We start from the raw sequence: 17,804 nt of genomic DNA, 5'->3' as shown, positions 1-17,804 counted from the left end.
TGAAATGACTTCTGCTTTGTCCTCTACCCGGTTGCCTTGCGGCAACCGGGTTCTTGATTTGGCCCATACGCATGTCATGGGTATTCTCAATGTAACTCCTGATTCCTTTTCCGATGGTGGCCGTTTCAGCCAGCTGGATGCCGCGTTGCGTCATGCCGAGGCGATGGTGGCTGCCGGCGCGACCTTGATTGATGTGGGCGGCGAGTCCACTCGGCCTGGGGCTCGTGTGGTATCCCCGTTGGAAGAGCTTGAGCGGGTAGCGCCCATTGTCGAGCGTATCGCCCGTGAGCTGGATGTGATCATTTCTGTGGACACTTCAACTCCCGCGGTAATGCGTGAAACCGCGCGTCTGGGGGCGGGGCTCATCAATGATGTGCGTTCGTTGCGGCGTGACGGTGCTCTCGATGCAGCTGCAGCGACCGGCCTGCCGGTGTGCCTGATGCACATGCTGGGTGAGCCCGGTAACATGCAGGACAGTCCTCACTACGACAACCTGGTCGGTGAGGTCACTGGGTTCCTGGCAGACAGGATCGCTCAGTGTGTCGAGGTGGGCATCGCGTGCGAAAAGATCATCCTTGACCCGGGGTTTGGCTTTGCCAAGACCCTGCAACATAATTTAAGCCTGTTCAAGCATATGGAGGCGCTGCATGCCCTTGGTCGGCCGCTGCTGGTCGGTGTGTCGCGCAAGAGCATGATAGGGCTGGCCTTGAATCGCCCGGTGGGTGAGCGCTTGTACGGCGGCCTCGCCCTTGCAGCGCTTGCCGTGACCAAGGGCGCTCGTATTTTGCGTGTGCATGATGTCGCCGAGACGGTGGATGTGGTGCGCATGATTGCCGCTGTAGAATCAGCCGAATAAGAATGATGGAGCACTTATGACTAAAAAATACTTTGGCACCGACGGCATCCGTGGTCGGGTTGGCGAGTTTCCGATTACCCCTGATTTCATGCTCAAGTTGGGTTGGGCGGCAGGCATGGCGTTCCGCAGCATGGGGGCGTGCCGGATCCTGGTTGGCAAGGACACCCGTATTTCGGGTTATATGTTTGAATCCGCGCTTGAGGCAGGCTTATCTGCTGCCGGCGCCGACGTAATGCTGTTGGGGCCCATGCCGACGCCAGCGATCGCTTACCTGACGCGTACCTTTCACGCTGAAGCCGGTATTGTGATCAGTGCGTCGCACAACCCGCATGACGACAATGGCATCAAGTTCTTCTCGGGGCAGGGCACCAAGTTGCCTGACGAGATCGAGTTGATGATCGAAGAGCTGCTGGATGCGCCGATGACGGTGGTCGAATCCAGCAAGCTGGGCAAGGTGTCGCGTATCAATGATGCGTCCGGCCGTTATATCGAATTCTGCAAAAGCAGTGTGCCGAGCAGTACCAATTTTGCCGGGCTGAAGATCGTTGTCGATTGCGCCCATGGTGCGACCTACAAGGTAGCGCCAAGTGTTTTCAAGGAGCTGGGTGCGCAGGTCACTGTACTATCGGCTCAGCCTAACGGCTTGAACATCAACGACAACTGCGGCTCCACGCATATGGAGCAACTGCAGGCGGCGGTTCTGGCCGAACATGCGGACCTGGGTATCGCGTTCGATGGCGACGGTGATCGTGTGCTGATGGTGGATCACACCGGCATGATTGTGGATGGTGATGATTTGCTGTTCATCATTGCCCGTGATCTGCATGAGCGTAACAAGCTGCAGGGCGGCGTCGTGGGTACCCTCATGAGCAACCTGGGGCTTGAGTTGGCATTGGCGGAGTTGGGTATTCCGTTTATCCGCGCCAATGTCGGCGACCGTTATGTTATCGCCGAGCTTCTGGAGCGTAACTGGCTGGTAGGCGGTGAGAACTCGGGACACGTCGTATGCTTCCAGCATACGACTACGGGCGACGCCATCATCGCTGCGCTGCAGGTGCTTCTGGCCTTGCGTCGTCGTGACGAGAGCCTGGCGCAGGCGCGTCAGGCCCTGCGCAAGTGTCCGCAGGTGCTGCTCAATGTGCGTTTTGCCGGTGGTGAAAATCCGATCGAGCACCCTGCCGTCAAAGAGGCTTGTGAGCGTGTTACCCAGGCAATGGCTGGGCGTGGGCGTGTGTTGTTGCGCAAGTCGGGCACTGAGCCTCTGGTGCGTGTCATGGTCGAAGGCGAGGACGAAACCCAGGTTCGCGGCCATGCCGAAGACCTGGCAAAACTGGTAACTGAAGTTTGCGCCTGAATTCGGCTTGCCAGTGATGGTGTGGTTGGGTAACATCTGCGCCCACTTTGACCGACGGGGTACAGCATGCGTCGCACTATGGTAGCTGGTAACTGGAAGATGCACGGTACCCGCGCCAGTGTCGCTGAGCTGATCAATGGCCTTCGTCACTTGGCCTTGCCTAGCGGTGTTGATGTCGCGGTTTTCCCACCTTGCTTGCATATCAACCAAGTGGTTGATGGCTTGAAGGGCAAGTCGATCCAGGTCGGCGCGCAGAATTCTGCGGTGGAGCCCATGCAAGGCGCATTGACCGGTGAGATTTCGCCGAGTCAGTTGGTTGATGCGGGTTGTGCCTATGTACTCGTTGGGCACTCCGAGCGCCGTCAGATGATGGGCGAGCGGGATGCGACGCTCAATCGCAAGTTCGCCGCGGCACAGGCTTGTGGCTTGGTTCCGGTGTTGTGCATAGGGGAGACCCTTGAGCAGCGCGAATCGGGCAAGACTCTTGAGGTTGTCTCGCGTCAGCTGGGCAGCATCATCGAGGAGTTGGGTGTTGGTGCGTTTGCAAAGGCGGTTATTGCTTACGAGCCGGTCTGGGCCATTGGCACCGGACTGACTGCTACACCGCAACAGGCGCAGGATGTGCACGCAGCCATCCGCGCGCAGTTGGCGGCAGAGAATTCTGAAGTCGCGCAAGGTGTGCGGCTTCTATACGGCGGCAGCGTGAAGGCGGCCAATGCGGTCGAACTGTTCGGCATGCCGGATATCGATGGGGGGCTCATTGGTGGAGCTTCCCTGAATGCAGATGAGTTCGGTGCGATCTGTCGCGCCGCGGGAAACTGAAAAAATGCTGGAAACAGTCGTAGTCGTTTTTCATCTGTTGGCTGCCCTGAGCGTAGTTGCTCTGGTTTTGTTGCAACAGGGTAAAGGTGCGGATGCTGGTGCGTCTTTCGGTGCAGGTGCTTCAAATACTGTGTTCGGAAGCCAAGGTTCCTCTACCTTTCTTAGTAAGTTTACTGCTATACTTGCCGCAGGTTTCTTCATAACCAGCTTAGGGTTAGGTTACTTTGCTAAAGAGAAAGCTCATGTGCTGACTCAGGTAGGTTTGCCAAACCCAGCAGTGTTGGAAGCTCCAAAAGCAAAACCGGCTTCTGATGATGTCCCGGTGCTTCAAGAGCAAAAGTCGGCTGCTCCAGCGACTGACGTACCTCCAGCTCAAGAGCAGAAGTAAGAAGGGTTGTAAGCGCTGTATTGCCGAGGTGGTGGAATTGGTAGACACGCAACCTTGAGGTGGTTGTGCCCATAGGGTGTAGGGGTTCGAGTCCCCTTCTCGGTACCAATTATCAGGAGAGCCCGCTGTTGCGGGCTTTCTTGTAGGTGGAAGGTTACATTGACCCTGTAAGGGATCGGTCGTATACTTCCGCCCCAGCTTTGTCGCGGGGTGGAGCAGTCTGGTAGCTCGTCGGGCTCATAACCCGAAGGTCGTCGGTTCAAATCCGGCCCCCGCAACCAGTTTTAGCGGAGCCCCTTTTAAGGGGCTTTTTGTTAGCTGGACACTTTCAACGCCGCTGTTCGACGGCGTTTCAAGGATGGGCGTTTCGCCCATTTTTTTATTTTGCACAGCATGCACATACATGCACGAGGGGGTTCAGGTGTCGAGCAAGCTAGAAGAGTTGCAGGCCTTGCTGGCCCCGGTGGTCGTGGCCCTAGGCTATGAATGCTGGGGTATTGAGTTTTCGGCTCAAGGTCGCCACTCAATGTTGCGCGTTTATATCGATAAAGAGGGCGGCGTGCTGGTGGACGATTGTGCCATTGTCAGCCGTCAGATCAGCGGTGTGCTGGATGTTGAAGATCCGATTTCCGTTGAGTACACCCTTGAAGTTTCCTCGCCAGGCATGGAACGCCCACTGTTCACTATTGATCAGTTTGCAAAATTTGCCGGTGAACAAGTGAAGATCAAGCTGCGTTCGCCCTTCGAAGGGCGACGCAACTTTCAGGGCCTTCTGCGCGGTGTAGAAGAACAGGATGTCGTGGTGCAGGTAGAAGACCATGAGTTCCTGTTGCCGATCGATATGATCGACAAGGCCAACATTATTCCCAGTTTTGACTGAGACGCGGATCCCGCGGATCCAATGGCTTGCGAAAGGCGAGGCGTACGATGAGCAAAGAAGTACTGCTGGTTGTTGAGTCGGTATCCAATGAAAAGGGCGTACCGGCAAACGTGATTTTTGAAGCGCTGGAGCTGGCCCTGGCCACTGCTACCAAAAAGCGTTTTGAAGACGAAGTTGATCTGCGTGTGGAAATCAACCGCCACACCGGTGCCTATGAGACTTTCCGTCGCTGGACGGTCGTCGAAGAAGCCGATCTTGATGATCCGGCCATCGAAACCTGGCCGAGCAAGGTTGCGCAAACGCACCCGGGCGCCCAGGTCGGTGATGTCGTCGAAGAAAAGATCGAATCGATCGAATTCGGCCGTATTGCTGCACAGACCGCCAAGCAGGTCATCGTGCAGAAGGTTCGTGAAGCCGAGCGAGCTCAAGTCGTTGACGCTTATCGCGAGCGCCTGGGGGAAATCATCTCCGGCACCGTGAAAAAAGTTACCCGCGACAATGTGATCGTCGACCTGGGCAACAACGCCGAAGCGTTGCTGGCCCGCGAAGACATCATCTCTCGCGAAACCTTCCGTGTCGGCGTGCGTCTGCGTGCGCTGCTCAAGGAAATCCGCACCGAGAACCGCGGTCCTCAGCTGATCCTGTCGCGTACCGCGCCGGAAATGCTGATCGAGCTGTTCCGCATCGAAGTGCCGGAAATTGCCGAAGGTCTGATCGAAGTCATGGCTGCGTCCCGCGATCCGGGTTCGCGTGCCAAGATCGCGGTTCGCTCCAAGGACAAACGCATCGACCCGCAAGGCGCTTGCATCGGTATGCGCGGTTCGCGCGTCCAGGCAGTGTCGGGCGAATTGGGCGGTGAGCGTGTGGATATCGTCCTGTGGGACGATAACCCGGCGCAGTTCGTGATCAACGCCATGTCGCCGGCTGAAGTGGCGGCAATTATCGTTGACGAAGATGCCCATGCAATGGACATCGCCGTTGGCGCAGACAATCTGGCTCAGGCCATTGGTCGTGGTGGTCAGAACGTGCGTCTGGCCAGCCAACTGACCGGCTGGACCCTGAACGTGATGACCGAATCGGACATCCAGGCTAAGCAGCAAGCTGAAACCGGTGACATCCTGCGCAACTTCATCGAAGAGTTGGAAGTCGATGAAGACCTGGCACAGGTACTGGTAGATGAAGGCTTCACCAGCCTGGAAGAGATTGCCTACGTACCGTTGGAAGAAATGCTCAACATCGACGGCTTTGACGAAGACACCGTCAACGAGCTTCGCGCTCGGGCCAAGGATCGTTTGTTGACTAAAGCCATCGCTACTGAGGAAAAGCTGGCAGACGCCCATCCGGCCGAAGACCTGCTCTCGCTTGAGGGTATGGACAAGGATTTGGCGATGGAACTGGCGGTGCGCGGCGTAATTACCCGCGAAGACCTGGCCGAGCAGTCTATTGACGATCTGCTCGACATCGACGGCATTGACGAAGATCGTGCCGGCAAGTTGATCATGGCCGCCCGAGCCCATTGGTTCGAGTAATTAGGCGCGGCCTGAGGAGAGAAGTGCATGACGCAAGTCACGGTGAAACAACTGGCCGATGAGGTCAAAACACCGGTAGAGCGCCTGTTGCAGCAGATGCGTGAGGCAGGTCTGCCGCACACCGCCGCCGATGAAGGTGTGAGCGATAGTGAGAAGCAGTCTTTGCTGACTCACTTGAAGAGCAGCCACAAGGCGAAAGTGGAAGAACCGCGCAAGATTACATTGCAGCGCAAAACCACCAGCACCCTGCGTGTTGCGGGTAGCAAGAGCATCAGCGTAGAAGTACGCAAGAAGAAAGTCTTCGTACAGCGCAGCCCGGAAGAAATCGAAGCCGAGCGCAAACGCGAGCTGGATGAACGTCGCGCAGTAGAAAATGCTGCTCGCCAGAAGGCTGAAGAAGAAGCCAAGCGTCGCGCCGAAGAAGAAGCGCGTCGCCAGCCTGCTGCTGCGCAACCTGCCAACACTGAAGCGGTTGCCGCTCCTGTTGAAGCTGTGCGTGAGGCCGCCCCGATTGCTGCTGCGCCTGCTCCTGCAGCTGACGCCCGCAAGCGCGACGAACCTCGTCGTCCGGACAAACCACGTGCCGACGATAACAATCGTCGCGGTGGTGGTGGCGATGGCGAGCGCAAAAACGCTCCGCATCGTGCCTCGGTCAAAGAGAAAGCGCCTGCTCCACGCGTTGCCCCACGTACTACCGACGAAGAAAGCGATGGCTTCCGTCGCGGTGGTCGCGGCAAGGCCAAGCTGAAAAAACGCAACGCCCACGGTTTCCAGAGCCCAACCGGCCCTGTCGTGCGTGAAGTGAAGATCGGCGAGACCATCACTGTGGGCGATCTGGCCCAGCAGATGTCGGTCAAGGCTGCTGAAATCATCAAGTTCATGTTCAAGCTGGGCACCCCGGCCACCATCAACCAGGTACTGGATCAGGAAACTGCCCAGTTGGTTGCTGAAGAGCTGGGCCACAAAGTGACCCTGGTCAGCGACACCGCCCTGGAAGATTCCCTGGCCGAGTCCCTGAAGTTTGAAGGCGAGGCAGTTTCCCGTGCACCGGTTGTGACCGTAATGGGCCACGTTGACCACGGTAAAACTTCCCTGCTCGACTACATCCGTCGTGCCAAGGTTGCCGCAGGCGAAGCCGGTGGTATTACCCAGCACATCGGTGCATACCACGTTGAAACCGAACGCGGCATGGTCACCTTCCTCGACACTCCAGGTCACGCCGCGTTTACCGCAATGCGTGCCCGTGGTGCCAAGGCGACCGACATCGTGATCCTGGTGGTTGCAGCGGACGACGGCGTAATGCCGCAGACCATTGAAGCTGTCCAGCACGCCAAGGCTGCCGGTGTTCCTCTGGTTGTAGCCGTGAACAAAATCGACAAGCCCGGCGCCGATCTCGATCGCATCCGTAGCGAACTGTCGGTTCACGGCGTGACATCCGAGGAATGGGGTGGCGAGACGCCATTCGTATCGGTCTCGGCGAAAATGGGTACCGGCGTTGACGAACTGCTCGAAGCGGTCCTGTTGCAAGCTGAAGTCCTGGAATTGACTGCTACGCCTTCGGCTCCTGGCCGTGGTGTGGTAGTTGAATCGCGCCTCGACAAGGGCCGTGGCCCGGTCGCGACCGTGCTGGTTCAAGACGGTACCCTGCGCCAAGGCGACATGGTGCTGGTCGGTTCGAACTACGGCCGTGTACGTGCCATGCTCGACGAGAACGGCAAGCCAATCAAGGAAGCAGGTCCTGCTATCCCGGTCGAGATCCTCGGCCTGGACGGTACGCCGGACGCTGGCGACGAGATGAGCGTAGTTGCCGACGAGAAGAAAGCCCGTGAAGTGGCTCTGTTCCGTCAAGGCAAGTTCCGCGAAGTCAAGCTGGCCCGTGCTCACGCCGGCAAGCTGGAAAACATCTTCGAGAACATGGGCCAGGAAGAGAAGAAGACGCTTAACATCGTCCTCAAATCCGACGTCCGTGGTTCCCTCGAAGCGTTGAACGGCGCCTTGAACGGCCTGGGTAACGACGAAGTGCAAGTGCGTGTTGTCGGTGGCGGTGTCGGTGGTATCACCGAGTCCGACGCCAACCTGGCACTGGCTTCCAACGCTGTACTGTTCGGCTTCAACGTGCGTGCCGATGCTGGCGCTCGCAAGATCGTCGAGCAGGAAGGTCTGGACATGCGTTACTACAACGTCATCTACGACATCATCGAAGACGTCAAGAAAGCCCTTACCGGTATGCTTGGCAGCGATGTCCGGGAGAACATCCTGGGTATCGCCGAGGTGCGTGACGTGTTCCGCTCGCCGAAATTCGGCGCGATCGCCGGTTGCATGGTTGTCGAAGGCACCGTGTACCGTAACCGTCCGATCCGTGTACTGCGTGAAGACATCGTTATCTTCGAAGGCGAGCTGGAATCCCTGCGCCGCTTCAAGGATGACGCTGCCGAGGTACGTGCCGGCATGGAATGCGGTATCGGCGTCAAGAGCTACAACGACGTCAAGGTTGGCGACAAGATCGAAGTCTTCGAGAAGGTTCAGGTTGCTCGCAGCCTCTAACTCGCGCACTTCAGGAGCCACACAGCGCGTGGGCATGTACTTGCCCCGCGCCGTGTCCGGACTCTAAACGCAACGCCCGGTCTGGCTTTTGTCAGGCCGGGCGTTTGCCGCTTTCAGACCCCACGGGTTTCACCGTGTGGCAGTAACAGGTAACAAGACATGGCAAAAGAATACAGCCGTACCCAGCGTATCGGCGATCAGATGCAGCGTGAGCTGGCTCAACTGATCCGTCGCGAAGTCAAAGACCCCCGCGTTGGCCTGGTCACCATCACCGCCGTTGAAGTGAGCCGTGACGTGGGTCATGCCAAAATCTTCATCACCGTGATGGGGCAGGACAACAGCGAAGAAATCGCGCAAAGCATCAAGGTGCTCAACTCCGCCGCAGGTTTCCTGCGGATGCAGTTGGCCCGCGAAATGAAGCTGCGCAGCGTTCCGCAGTTGCACTTCCATTACGACGAAAGCGTCGTGCGTGGCGCGCACCTCTCGGCCTTGATCGAGCGCGCCGTGGCTGAAGACAGTCAGCATCCGTCCACACCTGAAGACGCCAAGGAGTAAGCGGTGGCTCAGGTCAAACGTATCCGTCGCAACGTCAGTGGCATCATTCTGCTCGACAAGCCCATTGGTTTTACCTCCAATGCGGCGCTGCAGAAGGTCCGCTGGCTGCTTAACGCCGAGAAGGCGGGACACACCGGCAGCCTGGATCCACTGGCCACCGGCGTTCTGCCGTTGTGCTTTGGTGAGGCCACCAAGTTCTCGCAGTACCTGCTTGATTCGGACAAGGGTTATGAAACCCTCATGCAACTGGGCAAGACAACCACCACGGCAGACGCCGAAGGTGATGTTTTGCAGGTTCGCGACGTGACCGTTGGTCGTGCGGATATCGAAGCTGCATTACCTGCTTTTCGTGGGCAAATCAGTCAGATACCGCCGATGTACTCGGCGCTCAAGCGGGATGGGCAACCTCTTTATAAGCTGGCACGTGCGGGCGAAGTGGTGGAGCGCGAACCGCGTTCTGTTACTATTGCCCGGCTGGAACTGCTCGCCTGTGAAGGTGACACTGCTCGATTGGCGGTGGACTGCAGCAAAGGCACCTATATCCGTACCCTCGTGGAAGATATTGGTGAGAAGCTGGGCTGCGGTGCTTATGTAGCTGAACTGCGACGTACCCAGGCAGGCCCTTTCACCCTGGCCCAGACGGTCACGCTGGAAGAGCTGGAAGCGGTGCACGCCGAAGGCGGCAACGAAGCGGTTGATCGCTTCCTGATGCCCTCGGACAGCGGTTTGCTGGATTGGCCATTGCTGCACTTCTCGGAGCACAGCGCGTTCTACTGGCTCAACGGCCAGCCGGTACGCGCCCCGGATGCCCCGAAGTTCGGCATGGTGCGAGTACAGGATCATAACGGTCGCTTTATCGGTATCGGTGAAGTGAGCGAAGACGGGCGCATCGCGCCGCGTCGACTGATTCGGTCAGAATGACCGAACGAGGGTGGCTGTTAATAGGCATGGTCACTTCTCATTTATAGATACGGGGGTATGCCCTCGGCCTATTGAGATCACCCCTTGGGTGGTTTCCTGAAAAAAGGATTGCCTCATGGCTCTCGACGTTCAAGAAAAAGCACAAATCGTAGCTGACTATCAGCAAGCTGTTGGTGACACTGGTTCGCCAGAAGTGCAAGTTGCACTGCTGACCCACAACATCAACAAACTGCAAGGTCACTTCAAGGCCAACGGTAAAGACCACCACTCCCGTCGTGGTCTGATCCGCATGGTAAACCAGCGCCGTAAGCTGCTGGACTACCTGAAAGGCAAGGATCTGGGTCGTTATCAGACTCTGATCGGTCGCCTGGGTCTGCGTCGCTAATCAGCGATTGCGCTAGAGGTTGGTTGTCTGCCGTGTGCCAGTGGGATTCCCGCTGGCCCATGGTAGGCTCCCAGCCTCAAGTTTTATCTGGATGCACGTTTTACCCTGGACGAGGGTCGGGCCGATTCCCGACATTGCCCAAGAATTTCGCAAGAAGACAAGTTCCCCCAAGAGCCACAAAGAAGGTAGGACACCGTGAACCCGGTTATCAAAAAATTCCAGTTCGGTCAGTCGACCGTTACCCTCGAGACAGGCCGTATCGCCCGTCAAGCCTCCGGCGCAGTGCTGGTTACCGTTGACGACGACGTTACCGTACTGGTGACCGTGGTTGGCGCCAAGACCGCTGACCCGAGCAAGGGCTTCTTCCCTCTGTCCGTTCACTACCAGGAAAAGACTTACGCTGCCGGTAAGATCCCTGGCGGTTTCTTCAAGCGCGAAGGCCGTCCTTCCGAGAAAGAAACCCTGACATCCCGACTGATCGACCGTCCGATCCGTCCGCTGTTCCCAGAAGGCTTCATGAACGAAGTGCAGGTTGTCTGCACCGTCGTTTCCACCAGCAAAAAGACCGATCCGGACATCGCTGCGATGATCGGTACTTCGGCTGCGCTGGCGATCTCGGGCATTCCGTTCGATGGTCCTATCGGTGCCGCTCGCGTTGCTTTCCATGAAAGCACCGGTTACCTGCTGAACCCATCTTACGAGCAGCAGAAAGCTTCGAGCCTGGACATGGTCGTTGCCGGTACCTCCGAAGCCGTATTGATGGTTGAGTCGGAAGCCAAAGAGCTGACCGAAGACCAGATGCTGGGCGCCGTACTGTTTGCTCACGACGAGTTCCAGGTGGTAATCAACGCGGTCAAGGAATTGGCTGCCGAAGCTGCCAAGCCAACCTGGACCTGGGCTGCTGCCCCGGAAGCCACCGACCTGCTGGGCGCTATCCGCTCCGAGTTCGGCGCTGCCATCTCCGACGCCTACACCATCACCGTCAAGGCCGACCGTTACGCTCGCCTGGGCGAGTTGAAGGACCAGGTTGTCGCCAAGTTGTCCGGTGAAGAAGGCCAGCCTTCTGCCAGCGACGTCAAGGCTGCATTCGGCGAAATCGAATACCGCACCGTTCGCGAAAACATCGTTAACGGCAAGCCACGTATCGACGGTCGCGACACTCGCACCGTGCGCCCGCTGAACATCGAAGTCGGCGTGCTGCCCAAGACTCACGGTTCGGCGCTGTTCACCCGTGGTGAAACCCAGGCCCTGGTAGTCGCGACTCTGGGTACTGCCCGTGACGCACAGCTGCTGGACACCCTGGAAGGCGAGAAAAAAGACCCGTTCATGCTGCACTACAACTTCCCTCCGTTCTCGGTGGGCGAGTGTGGCCGCATGGGTGGTGCTGGTCGTCGTGAAATCGGTCACGGCCGTCTGGCCCGTCGTTCGATTGCAGCGATGCTGCCGGCTGCCGATGTGTTCCCGTACACCATCCGTGTCGTATCGGAAATCACTGAGTCCAACGGTTCCAGCTCGATGGCTTCCGTTTGCGGTGCTTCCCTGGCGCTGATGGACGCTGGTGTGCCGATGAAGGCGCCGGTTGCCGGTATCGCCATGGGCCTGGTTAAAGAAGGCGAGAAGTTCGCCATCCTGACCGACATCCTGGGCGACGAAGACCACCTGGGCGACATGGACTTCAAAGTAGCCGGTACCGCTAAAGGCGTAACCGCGCTGCAGATGGACATCAAGATCAAGGGCATCACCGAAGAGATCATGGAAATCGCTCTGGGCCAAGCCCTGGAAGCGCGCCTGAACATCCTCGGCCAGATGAACCAGATCATTGGCCAGTCGCGTACCGAACTGTCGGAAAACGCTCCGACCATGATCGCGATGAAAATCGACACCGACAAAATCCGTGATGTTATCGGTAAAGGCGGCGCTACCATCCGTGCGATCTGTGAAGAAACCAAGGCTTCGATCGACATCGAAGACGACGGCTCGATCAAGATCTTCGGCGAAACCAAGGAAGCGGCTGAAGCTGCACGCCAACGCGTCCTGGGCATCACCGCTGAGGCCGAGATCGGCAAGATCTACGTCGGCAAGGTTGAGCGCATCGTCGACTTCGGCGCATTCGTCAACATCCTGCCGGGCAAAGACGGTCTGGTTCACATCTCCATGCTGAGCGACGCTCGTGTTGAGAAAGTGACAGACATTCTCAAAGAAGGCCAGGAAGTGGAAGTGCTGGTACTGGACGTGGACAACCGCGGCCGTATCAAGCTGTCCATCAAGGACGTAGCAGCAGCCAAGGCTTCGGGCGTTTAATCACCCCGCGTTCTAGCTGAAAAAAAGGGACTCTTCGGAGTCCCTTTTTTGTGGGAGAAGGAAATCCCCCTAAAATCAGTTGTTTAGTCGCCCGCAAAAAACCGCAACTTGCACGCAGGCACGACCTGCTTCATGCAACTTGCACGATTTCGAAAAGCACGCTGTTTTTTAACTTGTTGTTTTGTAAGGTTTTTTTCTGTTGTCCCACTTGGCACGCCGCCTGCACTATCCCTGTTAGCGCTGCAGCATCAAGGTTTACGTCTGCAGACTTTTAATAAAACAGGAGTTATTCGTATGAAGAAGTTCGCTCTCGCTACTGCTACCGCTCTGACCCTGGCCATGGGTGCTAACGTAGCCTTTGCTCAGACTTCCCAAGCCCCTATGACTTTGGCGGCCGGTGAAGCGACCAAGGCTAAGGAAAGCGTTTCGGATACTTGGATCACCACTAAAGTCAAAGCCGACCTGCTGACCGAAAAAGGCATTCCGGGTTCGGACATCAAGGTTGAGACCAACAAAGGTGTGGTTTCCCTGTCCTCCGACGTAGCAGTCTCGGATTCGCAGAAAGCCACTGCTGTAGCCATCACCAAGAAAATCAAAGGTGTGAATGCTGTTTCGGCTGACGGTCTGCTGGCTGGCGGCGCTGTCAAAGCTGACGGCATCGACAAAACCAAAGGTGCGGCACACGACGCTAAAGAAACCACCAGCGACACTTGGATCACTACCAAAGTGAAGGCTGACCTGGTTACCGAGAAGGGCATTCCTGGCACTGACATCAAGGTTGAGACCAACAAGGGCGTAGTGTCCCTGTCGTCTCCGACTGCCGTGACTGCATCGCAGAAAGAAACTGCGGTTGCCATCACCAAGAAAATCAAAGGCGTTAAAGCTGTATCGGCCGACGGCCTGAAAGCAGAGTAACGTTAAAGGTTTCGTTTGAACGATATAGCGGCGGCTTAGGGTGAGCTAGTTATCCACCCGATGCACCTCTGGAGTTCATGCGACCGACCACACGGATGTGGTCATTACAGGCCCCGGCACTTGTGTCGGGGCCTGTTCTATTTTGGGGTTGAAACAAAACTGCCAGCCAACCCCCACAAAAAAATGTGGGAGCTGGCTTGCCAGCGATGTTGGCACCTCAGTCATTCAGTTGCACCGAGGTGATGCTATCGCAGGCAAGCCAGCTCCCACATTAGGATAGGCGTTGCTCAGAAGTTACTCGGCATCCAGATGCATTGGGGTGATGACCCGACCATCTTTCTCCGCCTGCCCCAGTTGCGCATCAATGAAGTACACCCGCTCATCTTCCAACTGGCCCTTGTCCACCAAGTAATCCTTGATGGTACTGGCGCGCTCCTGGCCCAGTTGGCGCAGCAGCACATCACTGCCGCTCCAGAACTTGATCACACCCTCTTTGAGCTTCGCCGAGCGCTCATCGCTGCCAAGGTTTTTCCATTCGGCGGGAGGTTGCTGTTTAAGACGGGTGCGGTAGATACCTTCCAGCAACGGTGCTTTTTCTTTCTCGGGCACTTCAAGCAACGAAGCTTGGGCCGGGACTTTGTCGCCACGGCGCTGGAGGATCTTGTAGTAGTTGTACTGGTATTCACGTTCCAGCCGCTGCGCCGCCAGGAACGGCCCATCGCTGCTGGCAGCAGCCGTGCCTTCGATTTCCAGGCGCAGGGTAGGGCGCTCTTTCAGTGCCTTGGCCAAGGTGTTCAGCGCGCCCTCGGCATCTTTGTTCAGCTCACTGGAGCCGGCGGCGAACGAAACATTACCCAGGTCTTCAGAGCCGCCACCCGTCACCAGCCCGCCAATAAACTTGAAGGGCGCGGTCGCTGCGCGGACGACGAGGTTACGCAGGGTCTGCCACACAATCGGCATCACGCTGAATTGCGGGTTGTTCAGGTCGCCACTGACCGGCAGTTCGATCGAGATCTTGCCGTCGCTGTCCTTGAGCAGGGCGATGGCCAGGCGAATCGGCAAGTCCACCGCATCGGAGCTGTCGACTTTCTCACCCAGTTGCAACTGTTCGACCACCACTTTGTTTTCGGCCTTCAACTGGCCCTTGGTGATCACGTAGTGCAAGTCGAGATTCAGCCGGCCCTTGCGGATACGGAAGCCTGCGAACTTGCCCGAGTAAGGTGTCAAGTTGGTCAACTCGACACGTTTGAAGCTGGTCGCGATATCCAGGGCTGCCATCGGATCAAACGGGTTCACGCTGCCCTTGATGGTCACTGGGGCGTAACGGTCTACCTTACCCTTGATATCGACGCTGGCCGGTTTGGCCTGGCGACTATCGATGGTGCCAATCTGGCCGTTGAGCTGTTGAATCGCGGTGGCGAAGTTGGGCGTGAGGCTGAAGTCGGCAAAGTTGGCCGAACCATCGTTAATTGCGATCTGCCCGATGTGGATGCCCAAGGGCTTGTCTTTGCTGGCCGCCGGCTTGGCGGCTGATTTGGCACCACTGTCGGCAGGCTGGGGAATCAGCAAGTCATCGATGTTGGTGGTGCGATCGTCGTTGATCATGAAGCGCGCATACGGCTGCAGCAGGTTGACCTTGTCGATCGACAGGCTCTGACCGTGCTGATAGTTCACACCCTCCAGTACCAGGCGCTGCCACTTGAGGAAGTCGCGGGTCTTGAGGGTGTCCAGGGTATGCAACTGATCGACCTGAGCGCGGCCGGTGATTTGCAGGGCCAACGGCTCGGTGCTCTTGAGGTTCACATCCAGGTTGCCGCCCAACATGCCGCTGCGCAGTTCCAGGCGAATAAACGGGCTGATATACGACTGGGCCACCCGCAGGTCGATGTCCTGGGTATTCACTTTCAGCTTGGCGCTGACCGGGTTGAGGTTAACCTCGCCGGTTGCCTGGATCTTGCCTTGCTTGCCCACGCCACTATCGACCTTCAAGGTGAAGGGGCTTTGGTTGAGGCTGTTGAAGTTCTGCATGTCGACATTCAACGGGCCCAGTTCCAGCGCCACCGCAGGTTTGGCCTGGCGGTCGGCCAGGTGTACCTGATAGTTACGCAGTTGCACATCCTTGAGCATCACTTGCCAGGGTTTGCTCGGCGCCGCCGGTTGGGCTTCAGGCGTGTCGGCGTTGGCCGGTGCCGGTGCCGGTGTTGGCTTGCTTGGCTGGCTGGCGAACAGTTTCTGCCAGTCGAGTTGGCCATCGGCTTCAAGAGCGGCCCAGGTTTCCAGCTTGTTGCTGCGGATTTTGCCGACGACTACCTGCTGCTTGGCCAGGTCCACCGTGGTTTCGCTGACATCCAGGCGTTCCAGGCGTACCAATGGCCGGCCATCCGGCGCCTTGATCGCGAAGGGCGCAATGCTGGCGGCGGTGTTGGTCAGGTTCAGCTCGGTCTCTTTGGCCAGGCTGAACTTATAGTCGGTGCTGAAGTTAAGCACGCCGTCTTCCAGCACCAGTGGCAAGGCGTCACGTACATACGGCCACCAGGCTTTCATCTTGCCGTCGGTGACCTTCAAGGTACCTTCGGAGGTGATCGGTACCAGGCTGACATTACCTTTCCAGTCAATCTGCCCGCCGTCAGGGCCAGCGGCCACCAGGGTCATGTCGGCGTTGTCTTCGGGCAAGGTGCTGAGGTTTTTCAGCTCGAAGTCGAGTTTGTCGTAGAGGAATTCGATAGGTTCGCTGGGGCGCAGATCTCGGAAATGCAGATTGCCGCCCGCCAGTTTGATGCTGTCGATACGCAGCGGGAACGGTTTGGCATCGGGATCTGCGGGAGTCGGTTCGCTCGGCGGCAGTTTGAACAACTGCGCCAGGTTCAACTGGCCGGATTTGTCGAACAGCAGTTCGGTCTTGGGCTGGTCCAGTTGCACATCAGCCAGGTGCAGGGCGCGGGTCCAGAGACTGTCGGCCTGCAGGTTGGCGTAGAAGCGCTGGAAGCCCACTTGTTCTTTGCCCGGCTCACCGATCTTCAGGCCCCACAGCGTGAGTTCCAGGCTGAACGGGTTGAGCTCGATGCGCTCGATTCGCGCCGGCACCGTGGCGTAATTCGCCAACTGTTGGTTGGCAATGCGAAGAGCGATGCCGGGTAAAATCAGAAAGCCCAGCAAGCTGTACAAAGCAAGGGCGGTCAACAAGGCGCCTGCGGCGCGGATCAATCCTTTGGGCATGGGTGACGCCATCTGTGTCGAACGAGAGTGCCTTGGAGTATGGCACGGTAATTCGGTTCCGAAGAACAGTGGCTGCTGGGAAACTTCCTACAAATGCAGGATCAAGGTCTTTAACGGAGGCTGCTGATCCGTGGAAGGAAAGTCTGCCCCAGGTGTCATGACCTGCCAGTCGCGCACTGGGCGGCCGGCTTTTTCTGCGCAACGCAGCACCTGTTCACGCCAGTCATCCATGCTGACTTTCGCCAGGTTGTTACAACAGATCAGTACCCCATTGTCAGCGGTGGTCAGCAGCGCGGGCTTGAGCAAGCTCTGATAGTCGCGCAGCAGGTCGACGGTGCCGAACGCGCTTTTGGCCCAGGCGGGCGGATCAAGCAGGACCAGGTCGTACTGGCGCTGCTCCAGGCGCGGATAGCTCGGCAGCTTTTGGCCGCGACGCTGGGTGATCGGCAGGCCCGCCAGTTGGCGAATGGCCGGGAAGTAATCGGACTGTATGAACTCCATGCTCGGCAATTGTGGATTGAGCAGGCCATTTTCACGCCCCACCGCCAGGTTGCCCTCGGCAAAATCCAGGTTGCACACTTCGCGTGCGCCGCCGGCGGCCGCGCTCAAGCCCACGCCGCAGGTGTAGGCGAACAGGTTCAGCACGCTTTTGCCGGCGCTGTGATCCTTCACCCAACCACGGGTGTTACGCAGGTCGAGGAACAGCAACGGGTCCTGCCCGGCATGGCGCCCCCGCACACGGTAGCTGAGGCCCCACTCGTGGCCGACCAGGTCTTCCAGCGCCGCAGGCTCTGCGCGGTATACCGTGTCTTCACGATCGATACGCGAGTTGCCTCGGGCACGGTCGTTGTACACCAGCAGCAATTCCAGGCCCATGTATTGGTTGATCAGTTGATGCAGGTCCAGAAGGTCTGCGCTGTCCAGCGACTGATGGAAGCTCTGCACCAGCAATTGCGGGCCGTAGCGGTCGATGGTCAAGCCGCCGGCGCCTTCCTGGCTGCCGTGGAACAGCCGGTAGCAGTCTGTACCCTGGGCGTGCAGTTCGTTGATCAGGTCTTGGCGGTGATCGAGGGCGGCGCGCAGCGCCTGATTCAGGGGGGTCATGAAGCGCGCCTTGCTTGCAGAAAAATAAGAAAAT

Annotated in this window: 14 protein-coding genes and 2 tRNA genes; 14 read left to right on the top strand and 2 right to left on the bottom strand. The window is 57.9% G+C overall.

From position 1 onward, the window contains the following. Window positions 1–4 precede the first annotated feature (4 nt). The 14 genes from folP to LJX92_RS22550 all read left to right on the top strand — a co-directional run bounded on the left by folP (window position 5) and on the right by LJX92_RS22550 (window position 13,450). Window positions 5–856 carry a dihydropteroate synthase gene (folP, locus tag LJX92_RS22615; RefSeq protein ID WP_032879443.1) on the top strand — a complete coding sequence of 284 codons (852 nt, stop codon included), beginning with the start codon at window positions 5–7 and terminating at the stop codon, window positions 854–856. A gap of 16 nt (window positions 857–872) precedes the next feature. Then, window positions 873–2,210 (top strand): phosphoglucosamine mutase, encoded by a 1,338-nt coding sequence (glmM, locus tag LJX92_RS22610; RefSeq protein WP_005791485.1) that lies wholly within the window; start codon window positions 873–875, stop codon window positions 2,208–2,210. A 66-nt stretch (window positions 2,211–2,276) separates the two neighbouring features. Beyond that, a complete protein-coding gene (tpiA, locus tag LJX92_RS22605) occupies window positions 2,277–3,032 on the top strand; it encodes a triose-phosphate isomerase (protein ID WP_005791483.1) in 756 nt (251 codons plus the stop codon). Window positions 3,033–3,036: 4 nt separating this feature from the next. After that, window positions 3,037–3,420, top strand: coding sequence for a preprotein translocase subunit SecG (gene secG / locus LJX92_RS22600; RefSeq protein WP_228308972.1), 384 nt, complete (start codon window positions 3,037–3,039; stop codon window positions 3,418–3,420). Window positions 3,421–3,442: 22 nt separating this feature from the next. Continuing rightward, window positions 3,443–3,528 (top strand) — tRNA-Leu (locus tag LJX92_RS22595). A gap of 96 nt (window positions 3,529–3,624) precedes the next feature. After that, a tRNA-Met gene (locus tag LJX92_RS22590) sits at window positions 3,625–3,701 on the top strand. A gap of 140 nt (window positions 3,702–3,841) precedes the next feature. Next, entirely contained in the window at window positions 3,842–4,300 is a 459-nt protein-coding gene (rimP, locus tag LJX92_RS22585; protein WP_003235029.1) for a ribosome maturation factor RimP, read from the top strand. A gap of 47 nt (window positions 4,301–4,347) precedes the next feature. Next, the gene (nusA, locus tag LJX92_RS22580) at window positions 4,348–5,829 is read left to right on the top strand and encodes a transcription termination factor NusA (protein WP_005791481.1); all 1,482 of its coding nucleotides are present in this window, start codon (window positions 4,348–4,350) and stop codon (window positions 5,827–5,829) included. 27 nt (window positions 5,830–5,856) lie between these two features. Continuing rightward, complete coding sequence (gene infB, locus LJX92_RS22575; RefSeq protein ID WP_032879444.1) at window positions 5,857–8,373, top strand: translation initiation factor IF-2; 2,517 nt, start codon at window positions 5,857–5,859, stop codon at window positions 8,371–8,373. Window positions 8,374–8,532: 159 nt separating this feature from the next. Then, window positions 8,533–8,928, top strand: a complete 396-nt coding sequence (gene rbfA / locus LJX92_RS22570) for a 30S ribosome-binding factor RbfA (protein WP_003176137.1) — start codon at window positions 8,533–8,535, stop codon at window positions 8,926–8,928. A gap of 3 nt (window positions 8,929–8,931) precedes the next feature. Next, window positions 8,932–9,849, top strand: coding sequence for a tRNA pseudouridine(55) synthase TruB (gene truB / locus LJX92_RS22565; protein WP_005791476.1), 918 nt, complete (start codon window positions 8,932–8,934; stop codon window positions 9,847–9,849). 115 nt (window positions 9,850–9,964) lie between these two features. Beyond that, window positions 9,965–10,234, top strand: coding sequence for a 30S ribosomal protein S15 (gene rpsO, locus LJX92_RS22560; RefSeq protein WP_003177875.1), 270 nt, complete (start codon window positions 9,965–9,967; stop codon window positions 10,232–10,234). Window positions 10,235–10,429: 195 nt separating this feature from the next. Next, window positions 10,430–12,535, top strand: a complete 2,106-nt coding sequence (gene pnp, locus LJX92_RS22555; RefSeq protein ID WP_005791474.1) for a polyribonucleotide nucleotidyltransferase — start codon at window positions 10,430–10,432, stop codon at window positions 12,533–12,535. Between the two features lie 294 nt (window positions 12,536–12,829). Continuing rightward, the gene (locus LJX92_RS22550; protein ID WP_032879445.1) at window positions 12,830–13,450 is read left to right on the top strand and encodes a BON domain-containing protein; all 621 of its coding nucleotides are present in this window, start codon (window positions 12,830–12,832) and stop codon (window positions 13,448–13,450) included. Window positions 13,451–13,744: 294 nt separating this feature from the next. Here LJX92_RS22550 and LJX92_RS22545 read toward each other — a convergent pair whose 3' ends face one another. Together LJX92_RS22545 and LJX92_RS22540 are read right to left on the bottom strand one after the other, a co-directional pair. Continuing rightward, window positions 13,745–16,666, bottom strand: a complete 2,922-nt coding sequence (locus LJX92_RS22545) for a DUF748 domain-containing protein (RefSeq protein ID WP_228308971.1) — start codon at window positions 16,664–16,666, stop codon at window positions 13,745–13,747. Window positions 16,667–16,753: 87 nt separating this feature from the next. Next, window positions 16,754–17,770 (bottom strand): class I SAM-dependent rRNA methyltransferase, encoded by a 1,017-nt coding sequence (locus LJX92_RS22540; protein WP_223018239.1) that lies wholly within the window; start codon window positions 17,768–17,770, stop codon window positions 16,754–16,756. Window positions 17,771–17,804: the final 34 nt, after the last annotated feature.

It is taken from the genome of Pseudomonas sp. HN8-3, assembly GCF_020790195.1.
Lineage (GTDB): Bacteria > Pseudomonadota > Gammaproteobacteria > Pseudomonadales > Pseudomonadaceae > Aquipseudomonas > Aquipseudomonas synxantha_A.
The sequence above is the reverse complement of the archived record's forward strand: the minus strand, read 5'-3'. Positions and strand labels throughout refer to the sequence as shown.